The organism is Allorhizobium borbori (assembly GCF_014196535.1).
GTDB classification, from domain to species: Bacteria; Pseudomonadota; Alphaproteobacteria; order Rhizobiales; family Rhizobiaceae; genus Ectorhizobium; species Ectorhizobium borbori.
The window spans coordinates 16,948-36,822 of sequence record NZ_JACIDU010000015.1 but is presented as its reverse complement, the minus strand read 5'-3'; the positions used below and the strand labels follow the sequence as shown (position 1 = coordinate 36,822).

Below are 19,875 nucleotides of genomic sequence, written 5' to 3'. Positions count from 1 at the left end.
GGGCGGCCGCAGTCAAGTGAAGAAAGAAGGTAAGTTCGCCATGCTCACCCGCAAGAATGGTTCTCTCTCGCCCAAGACGATCCTGAAAAGCTCTGCTGTTGCCGGGCTTGCCGCTGTCATGCTGATGTCCGGTCTGCCGGCCGGCGTCACGCTCTCCCAGGCCGCGCCCGTCAAGGTCAACGCGCCACAGGTCGCAAGCTTTGCCAATGTGGTCGATGCCGTTTCTCCCGCCGTCGTTTCCGTTCGTGTCCAGTCCAACGTTCAGACCGCCTCGGATGACAGCGGCCCCTCCTTCGGCTTCGGCGGTCGCGGCTTCGACAGCCTGCCTGAAGATCACCCGCTGAAGCGTTTCTTCCGTGAATTCGGCGGCCCCGGCATGGGTGGCCCGGACGGCAAGGACCGCCCGCGTGACCGCGCCGACCGTCCGCATGGCAAGGGTCCGCTGCGCCCGACTTCCCAGGGCTCCGGCTTCTTCATCTCCGAAGACGGTTACCTCGTGACCAACAACCACGTTGTTGCCGATGGTGCTGCGTATACTGTCGTGCTGAACGACGGCACCGAGCTTGACGCCAAGCTGGTGGGCAAGGACAGCCGCACCGACCTTGCGGTTCTGAAGGTCGATGCCAATCGCAAGTTCACCTATGTGCAGTTCGCTGATGACAGCAAGGTGCGCGTCGGTGACTGGGTGGTTGCCGTTGGCAACCCGTTCGGTCTCGGCGGCACGGTGACGGCGGGTATCGTTTCGGCCCGTGGCCGCGATATCGGAGCCGGTCCCTATGATGACTTCATTCAGGTGGACGCGGCGGTGAACCGCGGCAATTCCGGTGGCCCGACCTTCAACCTCGAAGGCGAAGTGGTCGGCATCAACACCGCTATCTTTTCTCCGGGCGGCGGCGGCAATGTTGGTATCGCCTTCGCCATTCCGGCCAACACGGCCAAGGACGTCGTGGCTTCGCTGATCAAGAACGGCAAGATCGAACGCGGCTGGCTCGGTGTGCAGATCCAGCCTGTGACGAAGGACATCGCCGAATCGCTTGGTCTGGCCGAGGCCTCCGGTGCGCTGGTCGTATCTCCGACCGAGAACTCGCCGGGTGAAAAGGCCGGCATGAAGCAGGGTGATATCGTGACCGCCGTCAATGGCGACACGGTGAAGGATGCCCGTGATCTTGCCCGCAAGATCGCCTCCTACTCGCCGGGCACTGAGGTTGAGGTGGCCATCTGGCGCGGCGGCAAGGCCGAAACGCTGAAGGTGAAGCTTGGTGAGCTGCCGGTCGACAAGACCGCAGCCGCCAGCGGTGACGAAGGCTCCAGCGAGCAGGCTCCCGCTGCTGCCCAGCAGGAAATCGGCAAGCTCGGTGTGAGCGTAGTGCCCTCTTCGGACGGCAAGGGTCTCGATATCGTCGATGTCGATCCGGACTCCGAAGCCGCAGCACGCGGTCTCAAGTCCGGTGAGAAGATCAGCGCGATCAATAACCAGCCGGTGAAGAGCGCCGAAGAGGCCGCCAAGCTGGTCGAGGCCGCCCGCAAGGACGGTCGCGGCAAGGCGCTGTTCCAGATCGAAAGCGATCAGGGTAGCCGCTTCGTGGCCCTGCCCATCAACCAGGGCTGAGACTGAACCAACCTGTGCCGGGGCTTTGCCCCGGCACATTCATTTCAAGGGAGAGGACGATGACGGAGACGACGACGCATCCGGTTCCGGACGATCCCGGTTGCACGGCAAGCGCCGGCAACGCTATTGTCCCCCACATGAAGATTCTGGTTATAGAAGACGATCTCGACGCAGCCTCCTATATGGTGAAGGCGTTCAAGGAGGCCGGTATTACCGCCGATCACGCAAGCGACGGTGAAAGCGGCCTGTTCATGGGCACGGAAAACACCTATGACGCGATGGTGATCGACCGGATGCTGCCGCGCCGCGACGGCCTGTCGGTGATCGGTGAATTGCGCAAGCGCGGCATCAATACGCCGGTGCTGATCCTCTCCGCACTCGGCCAGGTGGACGACCGCGTGACGGGGCTAAGGGCCGGTGGCGACGATTATCTGCCGAAGCCCTATGCCTTCAGCGAGCTTCTGGCCCGCATCGAGGTCCTGGCCCGCCGCAAGGGTACGCCGGAACAGGACATGGCCTATCGCGTCGGCGATCTCGAGCTTGACCGGCTTTCCCACGAGGTGCGCCGGGCCGGCAAGGAAATCCTGCTGCAGCCACGCGAATATCGCCTGCTGGAATATCTGATGAAAAATGCGGGCCAGGTGGTAACCCGCACCATGCTGCTCGAAAATGTCTGGGATTACCATTTCGATCCGCAGACGAATGTCATCGACGTGCACGTTTCGCGACTGCGCTCGAAGATAGAAAAGGATTTCGACCGCCCGTTGCTGAAGACCATTCGCGGTGCCGGTTACATGATCAAGGATGACGGTTGAACCGTCCTTTCTGCTCGGGAACAACCGTGACGACCAACCTTCGCCTTCTTTTCAAATCGACGGCGGTGCGCCTTTCGGCGGTCTATATCCTGCTGTTTGCGCTCTGCGCCTCCTTCCTCGTCTTCTATGTGACGGCGCTGTCCGAGCGTCTGCTGACCCAGCAGACCCGCGACGCGTTGCAGCAGGAAATGGCGGAGGTGCAGCGCGCCTACAATCTCAACGGCATGAACGGCCTGCTGCGCAGCATGGAGCGGCGCTCCCGCCAGCCTGGTGCCGGTCTCTACATCATCGCCAATCCCTCCGGCGAGATTCTTGCGGGCAACGTCGCCGACATTCAGCCGGGGGTCATGGACAAGGAGGGCTGGACGCAGCGCCCCTTCCGCTACGACCGCTATAACGACGCGGAGAATGCCCGTCCGCATCTGGCCATGGGCCATGTCTTCTTCCTCGATAACGGGCTTCGCATCGTCATCGGTCGCGATCTCGGCGATCCCGACCGGTTCCGCGCGCTGGTGCGCCGGGCGCTTATGGTGGCGCTGGCGATCATGGGCGGCGGCGCGGTCATCATCTGGTTCTTCATCGGCCGCAATGCGCTGAAGCGCATCGACCGGATGTCGGCGGCCTCCAAGAAGATCATGGGCGGCGATCTCTCCGAACGCCTGCCGGTGACGGGCTCCGGCGACGAGTTCGACCGTCTGTCCGGCTCGCTCAACGCCATGCTCGACCGCATCGAGAAGCTGAATGAGGGGCTGCGGCAGGTTTCCGACAATATCGCCCATGACCTGAAGACACCGCTGACCCGCCTGCGCAACAAGGCCGCCGATGCGCTTGCCGAACGCGATGGCGACGAACGGCGTGTGGCGCTTGAAGGCATCATTGCCGAATCCGACCAGTTGATCCGCACCTTCAACGCCCTGCTGATGATCTCGCGCGTCGAGGCCGGCTCGATTGCCGCCGAGATGCAGGAGGTTGATGTGTCGGCCATCGCCGCCGACAGCGCCGAACTCTACGAGCCGGTGGCGGACGAGGCGGGGCTGGCGCTCGAGGCCGATATAGCTCCCGACCTCAGGGTGAAGGGCAACCGCGAACTGATCGGGCAGGCGCTGACCAACCTGCTCGACAACGCCATCAAATATGCCGAATGCGGCGATGGCCCTGCGAAAATCCGCGTAACGCTGGCCCGTGAGGGCGCGAGGACCGTGCTTTCGGTGGCTGACAACGGACCGGGCGTGCCGGAAGACCGCCGCGACGACGTGACCAAGCGCTTCGTGCGTCTCGATGAAAGCCGTTCGAAGCCAGGCACCGGCCTTGGCCTTTCGCTGGTGGCTGCTGTGATGGAACTCCACGGTGGCAAGCTGGAACTGAAGGCGACCGACCCGACCGCAGCCACACCCGGCTTGACGGTCCGCATGGTGTTTCCCTGAACAATCGCCTAGATTGCTTCGCGTAAAACGGCAAAAGAGAGGGAATCACCTTCCGGATGCCGCATACGGGAGGAAAATGTGACGGGTCAGGTGAGAATCACGGGCAAATGGCTTCGGGATGTGCGCGAAGGCGTCATCAGACCGATGAGTCAGGCGGAAACGCGCAATGTAACCTCTGTGCTGAAGGAAGCAGCCCAGCGCGAACCGGAGGTAGCGGCGTTGATGGCCGAAGACGGCCCGTTGCGTGCCTTCGTCATCGCCGCGCTGACGCTTTCGCCCTATCTGCGCGATGTGACCGCCGTCGATCCCAAGGCTCTGGCGCTTGCCCTCTCTTCCCCGATAGAGACGCTTGTGGAAGACGGCATCCGACAGGCGCGCGAAAGCTGGCGTCCGGCCGAAAGCGGCGCGGCGCCTTCCGAAAGCGAGGTCATGTCGCGCTTGCGCATTGCCAAGCGGCGCGTTTCCTATGCGGTGGCGCTGGCCGATCTCGCCCGTATTTTCGGCGCGCGGGAGACGACCCGGTCGCTCAGCCTTCTGGCGGATGCCACCGTGGCGGCAGCCATCGACCATCTTCTGTTGACCGGGCATGATGCCGGCAAGGTGACCCTGAAGAACCCGGCGGCGCCCTCCGAGGGATCGGGCATGGTCGTTCTCGGCATGGGCAAGCTCGGCGCCTATGAGCTGAACTATTCCTCCGATATCGATATTGTCGTCTTTTTCGAGCCGCTGGCTGGCATTCTGCCCGACCCTGACGACGGCACGGAAGTGCTGGGCCGCATGATGCGTCGCCTCGTTCGCATCATGCAGGACCGCACCGGTGATGGCTATGTCTTCCGTTCCGATCTGCGTCTGCGTCCCGATCCCGGCTCGACGCCACTTGCCATTCCGGTGGAAGCCGCGCTGCTCTATTACGAAGGCCGAGGCCAGAACTGGGAACGCGCCGCCTTCATCAAGGCACGGCCCATCGCCGGCGATCTTACGGCGGGCGAACATTTCCTGCGGGAACTGACCCCCTTCATCTTCCGCAAATATCTCGATTATGCGGCGATTGCCGACATTCATTCGATCAAGCGGCAGATCCATGCGCACAAGGGCCATGGCTCGATTGCCGTGAAGGGCCACAATGTGAAGCTCGGGCGCGGCGGCATTCGCGAGATCGAGTTCTTTGCCCAGACCCAGCAACTGATCGCCGGCGGACGCATGCCGCCGCTGCGCGTGCGACCAACCGAGGCGGCGCTCGCCGAGCTTGCCAAAGCCGGCTGGATCGATACCGAAACCCGCGACGAACTCACTCGCTGCTACTGGTTCCTGCGCGATGTGGAACACCGCATCCAGATGGTGCGCGACGAGCAGACCCATATCCTGCCGGATACGGAAAGCGAGTTGAAGCGTATTGCCTATATGCTTGGTTTTGCCGATACGGCGGGCTTTTCGAGAAAGCTGGAAGAAACGCTCAGAACGGTCGAAACCCGTTACGCCAATCTCTTCGAGCAGGAAAGCAAGCTTTCTGCTGGCGAGGGCAATCTGGTCTTCACCGGCCAGAAGGACGATCCAGGCACGCTCGAAACCCTGAAGCGTCTCGGTTTCAAGCGGCCGGAGGATATGTCGCGCGTCATACGCACCTGGCACAACGGCCGTTACCGCGCCACACGCTCGGTGGAGGCACGCGAACGGCTGACGGAACTCACACCGGAACTGCTGCGGGTATTCGGCGAAAGCCGGCAGGCGGATGATGCGCTGCTGCGTTTCGACAGTTTCTTGGCCGGTCTGCCCGCCGGCATTCAGCTTTTCTCGTTGCTTGGCAACAATCCCGCCCTGCTGGCGCTTCTGGTGAACATCATGTCGGCGGCGCCGCGTCTGGCCGATACCATTGCCAAGCGCCCGCATGTGTTCGACGGCATGCTCGATCCCGGCCTCATGGCGGAGCTGCCGACACGTGACTATCTGGCCGGACGACTGACGGCCTTTCTCGGCGGGGCACCGCATTATGAGGAGGTGCTGGACCGCCTGCGCATCTTCGCCGCCGAACAACGCTTCCTCATCGGCATTCGCCTGCTGACCGGTTCGATCGGCGGTGGGATCGCGGCGCGTGCCTTCACCCATCTTGCCGATCTCGTGATCGGCGCGGCCTTCGATGCCGTGGTGAAGGAAATGCGCGAGAGCCATGGCGATTTTCCCGGCGGTCGTGTCGCCGTGGTCGGCATGGGCAAACTCGGCAGCTTCGAACTGACGGCCGGCTCCGACGTCGATCTCATTCTTCTTTACGATTACGACGATGCGGCGGCGGAATCGACGGGGCCGAAGCCGCTCGACGCCGTACGTTATTTCACCCGCATCACCCAGCGGCTGATTGCGGCGCTTTCGGCGCCGACGGCGGAGGGCATTCTCTACGAGGTCGACATGCGGCTTCGCCCCTCCGGCAACAAGGGGCCGGTCGCCACCCGCATCAACGCCTTCACCAAGTACCAGCGCGAGGAAGCCTGGACCTGGGAGCATATGGCGCTGACGCGCGCGCGCATCGTTTGCGGCGATGAAGACCTGAAGCGGCAAGCCGAAGCGGTGATCGCCGAGATTCTCGCCACACCGCGTGACCGGGCGAAGGTGACCGCGGACGTTGCCGAGATGCGCAGCCTGATCGACAAGGAAAAGCCGCCGCGCGACATCTGGGATTTCAAGCTCATTCCCGGCGGTCTGATCGATATCGAGTTCATCGCTCAATATCTGGCACTGACCGGCGACCGGGCTGCGGGTCGAGGGGCGAGCACCGCCGAAGCACTGAAGTCTCTCGGCGAGGGGCGGCTGGGGGCCGATGAAATGGAAACCTGCCTTGGAGCGCTGGCGCTTTACGGCGAGCTGTCCCAGATCATCCGGCTTTGCATCGATGGTCCGTTCGAGCCGAAGGATGCGCCGGCGGGGCTGGTCGACCTTATCTGCACGGCGGCGGATGTGCCGACGCTGAAATTGCTGGAGGCCGATCTCGCCCGGATGTCGAAGGCTGTCCGCCGCATTTTCCAGGCGACGGTGAAATAGGCCGGCCTGATGCCGTCGTTACGCCGTCTCGCTGCATTCCCCTTCGGGGCAGGGGATCGAGATCGTAACGACGGTTCCCCGCCCTTCGCGCGAACGGATCTTCATCGTGCCCTCGTGCAGCATCACCAGCGACCGCGATATGGCAAGCCCAAGGCCTGAGCCGCCATAGCTCTTGGCATACTGGCTCTGCACCTGTTCAAAAGGCTGACCAATCTTGCTCAGCGCCTTGGCGGGAATGCCGATGCCGGTATCCGCGATCGTGAGGCGCATGACGCCGTCACCCTTGCGGGAGCGAAGGGCGATCCGTCCGCCGCGATCCGTGAATTTCACCGAGTTCGAAAGAAGGTTGAGGAGGATCTGCTTCATGGCGCGCCGGTCCGCGACCATCGACAGGCCCTCGGCAATGCGCTGTTCGACGCGGATCTGCTTTTCTTCGGCTGCAACGGCAGTCAGCCGCAGCGTTTCGTCGATCAGCGGCGAGAGATCGATCGTCTCCCGACGGATCTTCATGTGACCGGCCTCGATCTTCGACATGTCGAGAATGTCGTTGATGACGTTGAGCAGGTGAATGCCGCTGTCGTGAATATCGCGGGCATATTCCGAATATTTCGCCGACCCCACCGGGCCGAACATCTGGTTCAGCAGGATTTCCGAGAAACCGAGAATGGCGTTGAGCGGCGTGCGTAGCTCATGGCTCATATTGGCGAGGAACTCCGATTTCGCACGGTTCGCCGCCTCGGCACGGTCCTTTTCCGCGAGGTAATTGGTGTTGGCGACGGAAAGCTCTTCCTTCTGCTTCTCAAGCTTGGCCTGCGAGGCCGAGAGGTCGCTGATGGTGGCGATCAGGCGGCGTTCGGATTCGCGCAGGCGCTCCTGATGGCGTTTGAGCAGCGTAATGTCGGTCCCGACCGAAACCCGGCCGCCATCGCGGGTGCGGCGTTCATTGATCTGCAGCCAGCGCTCGTCGGCCAACTGCACTTCGGTAGTGCGCGAGGAATCGCTGCGGTCGGGCCCCGCCACGCGGCGTTCGATGATGGGTCGCGTCGAGGCGGCCTGCACGGCGGAGCGCTCGGTGCCCGGAACCAGCACACTGTCCGGAAGACCGTAAGCCTGCTGGAAATGCGCGTTGCACATCACCAGACGGTCGTTCTTGTCCCACAGCACGAAGGCTTCGGATGTACACTCGATGGCATCCGCCAGTCGCTGGTCGGCCTCGGCATAGCGCTGCGCCAGGCGGTGCTGCTCCGTCACATCCATGGCGATGCCGATGACATGGGTACGTCCATTCTGGGAATGGATGATCTGCGCGCGTGCTCGCATCCACACGTAGTGACCGGTGGCATGGCGCATGCGAAACACCTGATCGATCTGCCGGTCCTTGCCGCGGCGGATGGAGCGCGCCAGCGCATAGAGATTGCCATCGCCGGGATGCATCAACCGCGCCGCATCGGCGAAGGAAAGTACCCGGTCGGAGGGCTGGAGACCGAGCATTTCATACATGGAATGCGACCAGACCAGCCGGCGATTGGCGAGATCGAAATCCCACAATCCGCAGCGCCCGCGTGAAAGGGCCGTTTCCACACGCATGTTCGATTCAAGGAACACCTCGTCGGCTTCCCGCGCCCGCTTCACCTGCGTGTAATAGGCATAGAGGATGACGAGCAGGATGGAGGAGATGCCCGCGAACAACGTACCATCCAGCGCGACTTCGCTGCGCCAGAAGGCTTCGATCGGTGCCAGTGAGCGGGCCGTCAGAAGGAGGCCACCTTCGGCCCCGACGGGGCTGATGATAGCGTAATGTTCGACGCCGGAGATGCGGGTGCGCATGACACCGGACTGGCTTTGCGAAACGGCGACTTCCGGCAGCAGGCTGGCGACGGGGCCTCCAACAAAGACGCGGCCAGCGGGGGTACTGGCGAACACGGTTCCGTTCGGACCGATGGCCAGCACGAGGCTGCCTTCGCTCAACCGGTTTTCAGGCAGATAGGTTGCCAGACGCGCCTCCACAGAGGCGCGATCACCCGACTGAAACAGTTTTCCGTCGCCCGCAAAGGCGGCTTCCGCAGCAGACGCAGTCAGGGCCACCGATTGCCGGGACGCCGCTTCCAGGCGGTCATGTTCGGAAAGAATGCCGAAGACGCGCGCCAGCGCGACGACACTGAGAAACGCGACGATCAGAACGGGAATGGCCCGCTTGAGGATCACTTCTGCCCGTGGATGACTGTTGACCGCGGCCTCGTCCAGCGGCAGCGACAAGCCACGCAGGTCCATCGCCCACCGGTCGATGCCTGGAAATTTGACACGCAGCCATCCATCGGCTGCGGTTGCCCGCCGCACGTCCGCCATTGTCCCGCCTTTGAACCCTCGTGATATTCGAAGCACCGCCCGCCCGAATCTAGCCTAATGAATCAAAGGCGATTCGTGTTGTCCATACGGGTTTGGTGAACAAAATCTTAAGTGCCTCATTCGAATCGATAATTTTTCTGCGGCGCCCGCAAGTGACGGGAATCCGAAGGAAAAGTTTAATCGCCACCGGTTAGTGTGACCTCGGCTTAAAGGGGTAACGGGGAAACAGGGTGAGCGATTTGTCGGTGCTGCGGGCAGGTCTTGCGGGTTTGATAGGGCTGGTGGGTGCGTCGCTGCTTGCCGGCGGCAATGCAGCGGCGGCGGAAACCCGCCGTCCGCCAATCTACAAGAAGATCACGAAGGAACAGGCCGACGAAGCCGACCAGTTCGCACTGAATAACGCCATCGCGACAGTCTTCCATGAAGCCGGCCACATGCTGATTTCCGAATTTTCGTTGCCGGTGCTGGGGCGCGAGGAAGATGCAGCGGATTCACTTGCCGTCATGCTTCTGCTCGAGGGCGAGGATGAGGATCTCAACAGCATTGTCGAGGATTTCGCCAATGTCTGGTTTCTTACGGCTGGCCTCGAAGAAAGCCGGGAAGAGGACCTCGCCGTCTGGGATTCCCACGGTCTTAGCGAACAGCGGGCCTATAACGTCGTGTGCCTCATGCTTGGCAAGGATGAGAAGCGTTTCAAGGAGTTCGCCGAGTCCATCGAGTTTCCGTCCTATCGCCGCGAACAGTGCAAGGGCGAATATCAGGAACTCGTGGCAAGCTGGGGCAGGGTCCTTGCCCCGCACGAGGCCGACAAGAACGACACGATCGATTTCACCATTCGCTATCAGCCGACGAATGACCGCAGGCTTGCCTATTTCCGTGAGATGGCAGAGGAAAACGAGGTGCTGGAAACGGTGGCCGCTGCCTTTACCGGTGTGTTCAAACTGAAGGACGGCATCAAGCTCACGGCCCGCGCCTGCGGTGAACCCAATGCCTATTGGGACAGCGACGCCCGCGAAATGACGTTGTGTTACGAGGATCTCCAACAGAGCGCCCAGCTTGACGCGCAATGGTATATCGACAATCCCGACGAGGATGAGGACGAGGAATAGAACCCGTCTGCAGATCGTCTGAAATGAAGAAGGGGGCCGAAGCCCCCTTTGTCGTTCAAGCCTTCAGCATGCGCTCGACGATGTCGGCGACATCGGCGGAAAGCTGCTTGGCGCCGGTGATCTTGCCAAGGGCTGCCTTGGCCGCTTCGGCGCGCACCGGCTCCAGCGAACGCCAGGAGCGCATGGCCGTCAGAAGCCGTGCGGCAAGCTGCGGATTGCGCGGGTCGATGGCAAGGATCTGGTCGGCCAGAAGCCGGTAGCCGGCGCCATCAACACGGTTGAAGCCGGTGGGGTTGGCGAAGGCGAAGGTGCCGACCAGCGCCCGCACCCTGTTGGGGTTCTGGGCGTTGAAGCGCGGGTCCTTCATCAGGGCTTCGACACGGGCCAGTGCGGCCTCGCCCGGAATGGTCGCCTGAATGGAGAACCACTTGTCGAGTACCAGCGGATTGGTGTCGAAGCGGGTGGCAAAGGCCGCAAGGGCGGCCAGTGTTTCGTCGGCCTCGGGGAAGCGATGGGCGAGAACGGTCAGCGCATGCGCCAGTTCCGTCATGTTGTCGGCTTCGGCAAAGGCTTCCGCAGCACGCGCCGGGCTTTCCTCGGCATGGGCGAGATAGGTCAGCGCGACATTGCGCAGAGCTCGCCTGCCGGCACCCGCCGCATCGGGCGCGAAGACACCCTTGGGTGCCAGTTCCTTATAAAGCCGTTCGAACGTGGAAAAGCCCTTTTCGGCCACGGCCTTCAGAACGGCGTTGCGCCCGGCGTGGATGGCGTCCGGGTTATTGTTTCCGCCGAGTTCACGGGCAATATCGGCCTCGCTTGCCAGCGAAAGGGCCTGCGCGCGGAAGGCTGGCTCCAGCTTGTCGTTGGCCAACGTCTCGATGAGGGCGGAGACGAGCGCCGGATCAACCGAAACCACTTTGCCGTCGCGGGCGTCATTGGCGGCCTTGTTCAGCACCGGCAGCGCCAGATCCGAAAGCGCCTGCCAGCGGGCGAAGAGATCGCTGTCATGGCGGGCGATATGGGCGAGATCGGCACCGCTCTGGTCGAAGGACAGGTTTATCGGCGCGGAGAAGCCGCGATTGAGCGACAGGACCGGGCGGTCCGGCACTTCTGTAAAGGTGAAGGTCTGGCTGCGCTCGGTCAGATGCAGCACGTCACCGCTCACTTCGCCACCGGAAACGGCTGTGGGGGCGATTTCGCCGCCATTCTCGCCAATCAGCGCGAATTTCAATGGAATGTGCATCGGCTGCTTGGCCGACTGGCCGGGTGTTGCCGGCACCATCTGTTCGAGCGAAAGGGTGAAGGTTCGGGCCGCCGCGTCATAAGCCGTGGAAACAGTAACGAGCGGCGTGCCGGCCTGACTGTACCACAGTTTGAACTGCGAGAGATCACGACCGGTTGCGTCCTCGAAGCTCTTGACGAAATCCTCGACCGTTGCCGCTTCGCCGTCATGACGCTCGAAATAGAGGTCCATGCCCTTGCGGAAGCCGTCGTCACCCAGAAGCGTCGCGATCATCCGCGTGACTTCCGAACCCTTCTCATAGACGGTCGTCGTGTAGAAGTTATTGATTTCGCGATAGGTTTCCGGGCGAACCGGGTGGGCGAGCGGGCCGGAATCCTCGGCGAACTGCTCGGCCTTCAGATGGCGTACCTCGGCGATGCGCTTGACGGCGCGCGAACGCTGATCGGCGGAAAACTCGTGGTCGCGGTAAACCGTCAGACCTTCCTTCAGGCAAAGCTGGAACCAGTCACGGCAGGTGATGCGGTTGCCGGTCCAGTTGTGGAAATATTCATGCGCGATGATCGCCTCGATATTGGCGTAGTCGGCATCGGTCGCGGTTTCCGGATCGGCCAGGACATACTTGTCGTTGAAGACGTTGAGCCCCTTGTTTTCCATCGCCCCCATGTTGAAGTCGGAGACGGCGACGATCTGGAAGATGTTGAGGTCGTATTCGCGGCCGAAGCGCTCTTCGTCCCACTTCATCGAGCGTTTGAGCGCGTCCATGGCATAGGCCGCGCGCGGCTCGTTGCCATGTTCGACGTAGATCTTCAGCGCGACTTCGTTGCCGCTCGCGGTGGTGAAGGTATCTTCGACCACGCCGAGATCGCCGGCGACCAGCGCGAAGAGATAGGACGGTTTCGGGTGCGGATCGAACCAGGCGGCGAAGTGGCGGCCTTCATCGTAATTACCGCCACCGAGGAAGTTGCCGTTGGACAGAAGCAGCGGGTTTCCGGCCTTTTCGGCGATGATGGTGATCGTGAACGGCGACAGTACGTCCGGACGATCCGGGAAATAGGTAATGCGGCGGAAACCTTCGGCCTCGCACTGGGTGCAATAGACGCCGTTGGTGCGGTAAAGCCCCATCAGTTGCGTATTGCTTTCGGGGTCAATGATGGTGACGACCGTGATTTCGAAGGGCGATTCCTCGGGCAGGTCGCGGATTTCCAGCCGGTCGGGTGTAACGGTGTAGCGGCTCGCTTCGGCCTCTGCCTGGTCGATCAGGAGACCGGAGAGCGAAAGCTCGTCGCCATCGAGCACCAGCGGCGCATCTGCCGCGACGCCTGGACGGCGGTGGAAGATCAGTCTGGCCTCCACCTTTGTCGAACGCGGGTCTAGTTCGAATGTCAGATCGGTACGTTCGAGAACGAAATCGGCCGGGCTGTAATCTGCCAGGCGAATGACCTGACCCGTGTCTGTGCGCATGGTAATTCCTGAAAATCCTGCTGGTGGCGTGCGGGTTCACCGGACACGGGCGAGCCCTCCTCAGGCCTGTACCCGCACCTACAGGTTTGGAATGTGGCACGAAATCCTGAAGGATTGCTAAAATTTTCATGATAGAAGAAGCGTGGTCACCGACAGTTTATTGCTTTCACAAGAAGGTTTCATTGATTCATCAGGAGAATTGAACCTTTGCTTGCCATATTTCAGTTATTGTTGGATCGTACCAATGTCGCAGCCAGCGCCATCCGCTCCAGCCGGGAATTCTCATGCCCCCCATGCCTGCCAGCCCGATCCGGGGCATTCTGCTGAAGATCGCTTCCGTCTGCCTTTTTGTCTGCATGCAAACCTTTATCAAGTTGGCGGGGACGGAGGTGATGCCGGGGCAGGTGACGTTTTATCGCTCTGCCTTCGCGCTGGTGCCGATCATCGCCTATCTCGCCGTGCGCCACCAATTGCGCGGAGCGTTCTATACGGCCAATCCCATCGGTCATCTCAAGCGTGGCTTTCTCGGCATTCTTGCCATGGGGCTCGGCTTTTATGGTCTGCTGCACCTGCCGATGCCGGATGCCATCGCTATGGGCTATGCCTCGCCGCTGCTTGCGGTCGTCTTCGCGGCCGTCATTCTCAAGGAGACGGTGCGCGCTTATCGCTGGACGGCGGTCGTTGTCGGGCTCGTTGGCGTTCTGATCATCTCCTGGCCCAATCTCAGCCTGTTTCGCACCGGCGGTTTCGCTTCGGAACAGGCGGTTGGAGCCATCGCAGTTCTGTTGTCGGCGGCGCTCGCTGCGTTGGCGATGATCCAGGTCCGCCAGCTTGTCGCTACGGAAAAGACGCCGACTATCGTGCTCTACTTCTCGATCACCGCGGCGGTTCTCTCGCTGGTCACCGTGCCCTTCGGCTGGCCGGCCCTTCCGCTAGGCGTGACGGGCCTGCTGGCGCTGGCCGGTTTCTCCGGCGGCGTGGCGCAGATCCTTCTGACGGAAAGCTATCGACACGCCGACGTCTCGGCTATCGCACCGTTCGAATATACGTCGATCCTGCTGGGCATCGGCATTGCCTATGTCCTGTTCAACGATACCCCGACCGCATCCATGCTGATGGGAACGATGATCGTCGTCGGGGCGGGCATCTTCATTATCTATCGGGAACACCAACTCGGGCTGGAACGGCGCGCGGCCCGCAAGGCGAACCCGACGCATCCGGCCTGACCGCAATACGCGTCAGATCATGCCCATCCTGCCGGCAAGCGACAGAAGGTCGGCCCAGGCCTGCGGCTTGGCGCGCGGCGCTTTCATCAATTCCGAAGGGTGCAGGCTTGCCAGCGCCGGCACGACCAGCTCGCCGAAGGTCAGATCCCGCCAGTGGCCGCGCAACTGATGAATATTGCCATTCGCCCCGAAGAAAGTGCGGGCGGTGAGATTGCCTAGCAAAAGCAGCGCCCGCGGGTTCGCCAGTTCCACCTGCCGCTCGATGAAGGGACGGCAGATGTCGACCTCATGCGGCAGCGGCGCGCGATTGCCGGGCGTGCGCCAGGGAATGAGCGTGGTCGCCAGCACCGCCTCGCGCTTCAGGCCGATGGCGCCGATCATCCGCTCCAGCAGCAGGCCGGGCGGGCCGGAAAAGGCGATGCCTTCGCGCTCGTCATCCTGTTCGGGCAGGGGGCCGATAACCATCAGGCCGGAGTCGGTGCCGCCGCTGGCGAAGATGGTTGAAAGCGCCGAGTGGCGCAGATTGCAGCCGTTGAAGGCAATGAGGCGTTCGCGCAGGTCTTCCAGCGAGCGTGCCTGTGCCGCCACCTCGCGCGCCATCGCCACGGCCTCGACATTCGGCACCGTGACATTACCGCTCTGGATGGCGGGTGCCGCCGGCGCCTGCGTAGCGGCGGCGGGACGCTCGGTTCTTGCCGGAGCTTGCCGGGCAGGGGAAGCCGCCTGCTGCGCCGCGCGCGCTTCGGCGAAGGCGGCGAAACTGTCAACCGCCTCATCCTCGACAAGCCACTCTACCCCCGCATCCGCATAGAAATGCAGAAGCGCGGCCAGTTCCGGCGCATCAAGGTGAGAGGCTTCGATCATGAACCTATCCTATCGGGGAAAGGCCCGGAGCAAAAGGCCAAAGCGTCAGGGGCGCTCGGCGGTCCACCGTTCGATTTCGCCGCTTTCGCCGATCAGCGCCAGACCATGGGCGATGGAGAGCAACTCACCGCCGGTTTCGATGCGGCCTTCATCGAACCGCCGCGTGAAGATGGAGCGCACGGCGGGCACGAAGGAGGTGCCGCCGGTCAGGAACACCTTGTCGATGGCCGATGCCGGTGTGTTGGTCTTTTCCAGCACCTCGTCCAGCGCGCCCTCGATCTTGGCGAGATCGTCGGCGATCCAGGTTTCGAAATCCGCGCGGCGCACGGTGCGGCGACCGGCGGACCCCAGCGGCGCGAAATTGAACTCTGCCTCTTCCGCCGAAGACAGCGCCATCTTGGTGGCGGAAATCGCCTGATAGAGCGGATAGCCTTCGTCATGCTCCACCAGATCGATGAAGAGTTCGAGCTTTTCCGGCTCCAGCGCCTGGCGTACCAGTGATTTCAGGTCGGTGAACTCGCGGCTGGTCTTGAAGATCGAAAGCTGGTTCCAGCGGCCGAAGTTCACGTAATAACCCGAAGGCACGTCCAGCACCTTCCCGAAGCTCTTGAACTGCGAACCCTTGCCGATTTCCGGTGACACGATGTTGTCGATCATGCGGAAGTCGAAATGGTCACCGGCGACGCCCACGCCGGAATGGCCGATGGGGGTTGCCGATAGTACGCCGCCATTGGTTTCGAAACGGATGAGCGAATAGTCGGTGGTGCCGCCGCCGAAGTCGGCGACCAATACGTTCGCATCGCTTTTCAGCGTGCGGGCGAAGTAATAGGCGGCCGCGACCGGCTCGTAGACATAGTGAATGTCGGAGAAGCCGAGACGCGTCAGCGCCTTGTCGTAGCGCTCCAGCGCCAGCGCCTCGTTCGGGTTGGCGCCGGCAAAGCGCACGGGACGGCCCGCGACGAGCGTGCCGAGGTCTTCCGGCCAGTGGTCGCCCGCATAGGCCTTCAGGCGGCGGATGAACACTTCCATCAGATCCTCGAACTCATGCCGGCGGGCAAAGACCAGCGTGCCCTGAAAGAGCGCACTTGCCGCGAAGGTCTTGATCGATTGCAGGAAGCGACAATCGCCGGGATTGTCGATGAACTGGCGGATCGCAGCCTGACCGGCCTCGACCTTGAGGGCGGAAGCGCCGAGATCGGGGTCCTTCATGAAGGACAGCGCCGTGCGCATGCTGTCGGTTTCGCCGGCACTGCTGTTGAAATGCATGGAATGCGTCTGGCGATCACTGTCCGCCATCGCGATCACTGTGTTGGTCGTGCCGAAATCCAGTCCGAGCGCGCGCGCCATCGCCTCATCTCCATTCTTGAAATTGTGCATGAAGCGGAGCGGCATTGCCGCAACGCAAAACGGGCGCCGCAGGAGCGCCCGTTGACAGGGAGGGGGTGAATGGCATGGCGGACAGGGGATTGCAACCCCTGCACCGAAGCGTTTGCCCATTTCCCGGGGCGGAAATCAGAGCGACTTTGCTGCGCCGCCGTCGACACGAAGCAGGGTGCCGGTGATGTAGCTGGCCTGTTGCGAGCAGAGGAAGGCGGCGGCGGCGGCGAACTCCTCGACCGTGCCAAGACGCCCGGCCGGAATGGCCTTGATCGAGGCGGCGCGGATGTCTTCAACGCTTGCGCCGAGCCGCTTGGCATTGGCGCCGTCCAGTTCCTCGATACGATCCGTCAGGATGCGCCCGGGCAGGACCATGTTCGCGGTCACGCCGGTGCTGGCGATTTCGGTGGCCAGCGTCTTGTTCCAGCCCACCAGTGCCGCCCGCAGCGTGTTGGAAAGCGCAAGGTTCGGGATCGGCTCGATGACGCCGGAGGAGGCGACGGTGACAATGCGGCCCCAGCCCTGTTCCTTCAGCGCGGGCAGGAAGGCATTGGTAAGCGCGATGACGCTGACCACCATCGACTGGAAATAGGTTTCCAGCCGCTCCGCCTTCATGTCCTCGGTGGAACCCGGAACCGGCCCGCCGGTGTTGTTGACGAGAATGTCGAGGCCGCCGAGTTTGTCCTTCACCGCCTCCTGTATGGTGGAGACGAAATCGGGGTCGGCGAGATCGCTCCACACCCAGTCAGCCTTGCCCTTGCCGCGTGCGTTGATCGCATCGCAATTGGCCGCCAGCTTGTCGCCGCTGCGGCCGGTCAGCAGCACATTGACGCCTTCCGCTGCCAGTGCGGCGGCAATGCCTGCGCCAAGCCCGCGCGAGGACGCCAGCACCAGCGCTCGCTTGCCGGAAATATTGAAATCCATGGGAGTTCCTCCTGGTTTGAATTCTCTGCTGCCATGAGGGCATGGCATGTGCCCACACCATTCCGGACACCTTCTCCGGGGTCGGCGCGCGGCTGCTATTACCGTTCCTCATGACCCTTATAGAAAAAATCCACATTCGCGGACAACTCTGGTTCTCGACTTTCTGCTTCTCTTCAGGAATAGAGAGTGTGGGATTTTGGCAGCTTGCCAAGGCAACCGTGGATGGAAAGGACCGTGGCGATGGAAGAGATCGAACGCGAGAGCATGGAATTCGACGTGGTGATCGTGGGTGCGGGGCCGGCCGGTCTTTCCGCTGCGATCCGCCTGAAACAGGTCAACCCGGAGCTTTCCGTCGTCGTTCTGGAAAAGGGCTCGGAAGTCGGCGCACATATCCTGTCAGGCGCCGTCGTCGATCCCATCGGTATCGACGCGCTGCTGCCCGACTGGCGTTCCGATGAGGCGCACCCCTTCAAGACCGAGGTCACGGATGACCATTTCCTCTTCCTGACCAAGGAAAAGGCGATCCGTTTGCCGAACGCCTTCATGCCGCCGCTTCTCAACAATCACGGCAACTATATCGTCTCTCTTGGCAACGTCTGTCGCTGGCTGGCGACGAAGGCGGAAGAACTCGGTGTCGAGATCTATCCCGGCTTTGCCGCCGCCGAACTGATGTATGATGACAAGGGTGCTGTCACCGGCGTCATCACCGGGGACATGGGCATCGAGAAGAACGGCGAACCCGGCCCGAACTTCACGCCGGGCATGGCGCTTCTCGGCAAGTATGTGCTGATCGGTGAAGGTGTGCGTGGTTCGCTCGCAAAGCAGCTCATCGCCAAGTACAGTCTTTCCGAAGGCCGCGAGCCGCAGAAGTTCGGCATCGGCATCAAGGAACTCTGGCAGGTTAAGCCGGAGAACCACAAGCAGGGTCTGGTGCGCCACTCCTTCGGCTGGCCGCTCGATATGCAGACCGGTGGCGGTTCCTTCCTCTATCATCTGGAAGACAACCTCGTGGCCGTCGGCTTCGTGGTGCACCTGAACTACAAGAACCCCTACCTCTTCCCCTTCGAGGAGTTCCAGCGCTTCAAGACGCATCCGGAAATCCGGGGCACTTTCGAAGGCGCCAAGCGCATTTCCTACGGCGCCCGCGCCATTACCGAAGGTGGCTACCAGTCGGTGCCGAAGCTGACTTTCCCGGGCGGCGCGCTGATCGGCTGTTCCGCCGGGTTCGTCAATGTGCCGCGCATCAAGGGCAGTCACAACGCGGTTCTGTCCGGCAAGCTTGCGGCTGAAAAGATCGCCGCGGCCATTGCCGCCGGTCGCAGCCACGACGAGGTCGTCGAGATCGAAAACGAATGGCGCGATGGCCCGATCGGTGCCGACCTCAAGCCGGTTCGCAACGTCAAGCCACTGTGGTCCAAGTTCGGCCTTGCCATCGGCGTCGCGCTCGGCGGTCTCGATATGTGGACGAACTCGCTGTTCGGCTTCTCCTTCTTCGGCACGGTCAGCCACGGCAAGACTGATGCGGAAAGTCTGGAACCCGCCGCGCTGCACACGCCCATCGACTATCCGAAGCCGGATGGCGTGCTGACCTTCGACCGCCTGTCCTCGGTGTTCCTGTCGAACACCAACCATGAGGAAGACCAGCCGGTTCACCTCAAGGTCAAGGATCTGACGCTGCAGAAGGCCTCCGAACTTGGTACCTTTGCCGGTCCCTCGACGCGCTATTGTCCGGCAGGTGTCTATGAATGGGTCGAGAAGGATGGCGAGATGACCTATGTCATCAACGGTCAGAACTGCGTCCACTGCAAGACCTGCGACATCAAGGACCCCAACCAGAACATCAACTGGGTGCCGCCGCAGGGTGGCGAAGGTCCGGTCTATCCGAATATGTGATGGACTGACGTATTGAGCGTTGCCGCCTCCCGTGGAACTATGGCGAGGCGGCACTCTCCCGTGGGCGAGGTCGCAAGATTTGCATTCATGGGAGACGATAATGGAAACGCAGCAACTGCATCGCGGCCGGCTTATTGACCATCTGCAACTGGTCGTGCGCGATCTAAAGGCCAGCCAGGACTTCTACACAGCCGTTCTGAATGTGCTCGGCATTCCCCTCGGTGGCGCGGAGGAAAGCTATTTCTGGGCTGACGAACTCTTCGTCACCTCGGTCGACAGCCCGGCAGCGCTTGGCGTGCTGACGGGGCGCCACCATCTGGCGTTTCAGGCGACGGACCGCGCCATGGTCGATGCCTTCTATCACGCCGCCCTTGCCCATGGCGGGCGCGACAACGGAGCACCCGGCGAGCGCCCCTACCACCCCGGCTATTACGCCGCTTTCGTTCTCGATCCCGACGGCAATAATATCGAAGCGGTTTATCATGGCGAGGCACGCCGAAGCGCCCCCTCGGTCGTGATCGATTTCTAGGGCATTTCCAGCCGAAGCCTACTCG

Annotated in this window: 13 protein-coding genes; 8 read left to right on the top strand and 5 right to left on the bottom strand. The window is 62.1% G+C overall.

What is annotated here, in order from left to right:
* Positions 1-40: 40 nt before the first annotated feature.
* The 4 genes from GGQ66_RS16905 (at position 41) to GGQ66_RS16890 (ending at position 6,878) form a co-directional block, all read left to right on the top strand.
* A complete protein-coding gene (locus tag GGQ66_RS16905; RefSeq protein WP_183794016.1) occupies positions 41-1,609 on the top strand; it encodes a Do family serine endopeptidase in 1,569 nt (522 codons plus the stop codon).
* 59 nt (positions 1,610-1,668) lie between these two features.
* On the top strand, positions 1,669-2,424 hold the full coding sequence (locus tag GGQ66_RS16900) for a response regulator transcription factor (RefSeq protein ID WP_183793914.1): 756 nt from the start codon (positions 1,669-1,671) through the stop codon (positions 2,422-2,424).
* Between the two features lie 26 nt (positions 2,425-2,450).
* On the top strand, positions 2,451-3,848 hold the full coding sequence (locus GGQ66_RS16895; RefSeq protein ID WP_370686372.1) for a sensor histidine kinase: 1,398 nt from the start codon (positions 2,451-2,453) through the stop codon (positions 3,846-3,848).
* A gap of 90 nt (positions 3,849-3,938) precedes the next feature.
* A complete protein-coding gene (locus GGQ66_RS16890; protein WP_370686380.1) occupies positions 3,939-6,878 on the top strand; it encodes a bifunctional [glutamine synthetase] adenylyltransferase/[glutamine synthetase]-adenylyl-L-tyrosine phosphorylase in 2,940 nt (979 codons plus the stop codon).
* A gap of 18 nt (positions 6,879-6,896) precedes the next feature.
* On the opposite strand, the gene GGQ66_RS16885 is transcribed toward GGQ66_RS16890, so the two are convergent.
* Complete coding sequence (locus GGQ66_RS16885) at positions 6,897-9,224, bottom strand: PAS domain-containing sensor histidine kinase (protein WP_183793913.1); 2,328 nt, start codon at positions 9,222-9,224, stop codon at positions 6,897-6,899.
* Between the two features lie 230 nt (positions 9,225-9,454).
* Between GGQ66_RS16885 and GGQ66_RS16880 the strand changes: the two genes are divergently transcribed.
* Entirely contained in the window at positions 9,455-10,333 is an 879-nt protein-coding gene (locus tag GGQ66_RS16880; protein WP_183793912.1) for a DUF4344 domain-containing metallopeptidase, read from the top strand.
* A gap of 55 nt (positions 10,334-10,388) precedes the next feature.
* Here the strand turns inward: GGQ66_RS16880 and pepN are convergent, their stop codons facing one another.
* Positions 10,389-13,037, bottom strand: coding sequence for an aminopeptidase N (gene pepN, locus GGQ66_RS16875; RefSeq protein WP_183793911.1), 2,649 nt, complete (start codon positions 13,035-13,037; stop codon positions 10,389-10,391).
* A 284-nt stretch (positions 13,038-13,321) separates the two neighbouring features.
* Here pepN and GGQ66_RS16870 point away from each other — a divergent pair, with 284 nt between their 5' ends.
* Positions 13,322-14,263 carry a DMT family transporter gene (locus GGQ66_RS16870; RefSeq protein ID WP_183793910.1) on the top strand — a complete coding sequence of 314 codons (942 nt, stop codon included), beginning with the start codon at positions 13,322-13,324 and terminating at the stop codon, positions 14,261-14,263.
* Between the two features lie 12 nt (positions 14,264-14,275).
* On the opposite strand, the gene GGQ66_RS16865 is transcribed toward GGQ66_RS16870, so the two are convergent.
* The 3 genes from GGQ66_RS16865 to GGQ66_RS16855 all read right to left on the bottom strand — a co-directional run bounded on the left by GGQ66_RS16865 (position 14,276) and on the right by GGQ66_RS16855 (position 17,428).
* The gene (locus tag GGQ66_RS16865; RefSeq protein ID WP_183793909.1) at positions 14,276-15,127 is read right to left on the bottom strand and encodes a uracil-DNA glycosylase; all 852 of its coding nucleotides are present in this window, start codon (positions 15,125-15,127) and stop codon (positions 14,276-14,278) included.
* A gap of 45 nt (positions 15,128-15,172) precedes the next feature.
* Complete coding sequence (locus tag GGQ66_RS16860) at positions 15,173-16,474, bottom strand: Hsp70 family protein (protein WP_183793908.1); 1,302 nt, start codon at positions 16,472-16,474, stop codon at positions 15,173-15,175.
* A gap of 165 nt (positions 16,475-16,639) precedes the next feature.
* Entirely contained in the window at positions 16,640-17,428 is a 789-nt protein-coding gene (locus GGQ66_RS16855) for an SDR family oxidoreductase (protein WP_183793907.1), read from the bottom strand.
* A 222-nt stretch (positions 17,429-17,650) separates the two neighbouring features.
* On the opposite strand from GGQ66_RS16855, the gene GGQ66_RS16850 reads away from it, so the two are divergent.
* Both GGQ66_RS16850 and GGQ66_RS16845 read left to right on the top strand, forming a co-directional pair.
* Entirely contained in the window at positions 17,651-19,321 is a 1,671-nt protein-coding gene (locus tag GGQ66_RS16850) for an electron transfer flavoprotein-ubiquinone oxidoreductase (protein ID WP_370686371.1), read from the top strand.
* A gap of 100 nt (positions 19,322-19,421) precedes the next feature.
* Positions 19,422-19,850 carry a VOC family protein gene (locus GGQ66_RS16845; protein WP_183793906.1) on the top strand — a complete coding sequence of 143 codons (429 nt, stop codon included), beginning with the start codon at positions 19,422-19,424 and terminating at the stop codon, positions 19,848-19,850.
* The last annotated feature ends 25 nt before the right edge of the window (positions 19,851-19,875 follow it).

Bases quoted from the DNA above. Each gene is read 5' to 3' on its own strand.
- GGQ66_RS16885 (WP_183793913.1), bottom strand. From the start codon at position 9,224: ATGGCGGACGTGCGGCGGGCAACCGCAGCCGATGGATGGCTGCGTGTC.
- GGQ66_RS16865 (WP_183793909.1), bottom strand. From the start codon at position 15,127: ATGATCGAAGCCTCTCACCTTGATGCGCCGGAACTGGCCGCGCTTCTG.
- pepN (WP_183793911.1), bottom strand. From the start codon at position 13,037: ATGCGCACAGACACGGGTCAGGTCATTCGCCTGGCAGATTACAGCCCG.
- GGQ66_RS16845 (WP_183793906.1), top strand. From the start codon at position 19,422: ATGGAAACGCAGCAACTGCATCGCGGCCGGCTTATTGACCATCTGCAA.
- GGQ66_RS16870 (WP_183793910.1), top strand. From the start codon at position 13,322: ATGCCCCCCATGCCTGCCAGCCCGATCCGGGGCATTCTGCTGAAGATC.
- GGQ66_RS16860 (WP_183793908.1), bottom strand. From the start codon at position 16,474: ATGGCGCGCGCGCTCGGACTGGATTTCGGCACGACCAACACAGTGATC.
- GGQ66_RS16850 (WP_370686371.1), top strand. From the start codon at position 17,651: ATGGAAAGGACCGTGGCGATGGAAGAGATCGAACGCGAGAGCATGGAA.
- GGQ66_RS16855 (WP_183793907.1), bottom strand. From the start codon at position 17,428: ATGGATTTCAATATTTCCGGCAAGCGAGCGCTGGTGCTGGCGTCCTCG.
- GGQ66_RS16900 (WP_183793914.1), top strand. From the start codon at position 1,669: ATGACGGAGACGACGACGCATCCGGTTCCGGACGATCCCGGTTGCACG.
- GGQ66_RS16905 (WP_183794016.1), top strand. From the start codon at position 41: ATGCTCACCCGCAAGAATGGTTCTCTCTCGCCCAAGACGATCCTGAAA.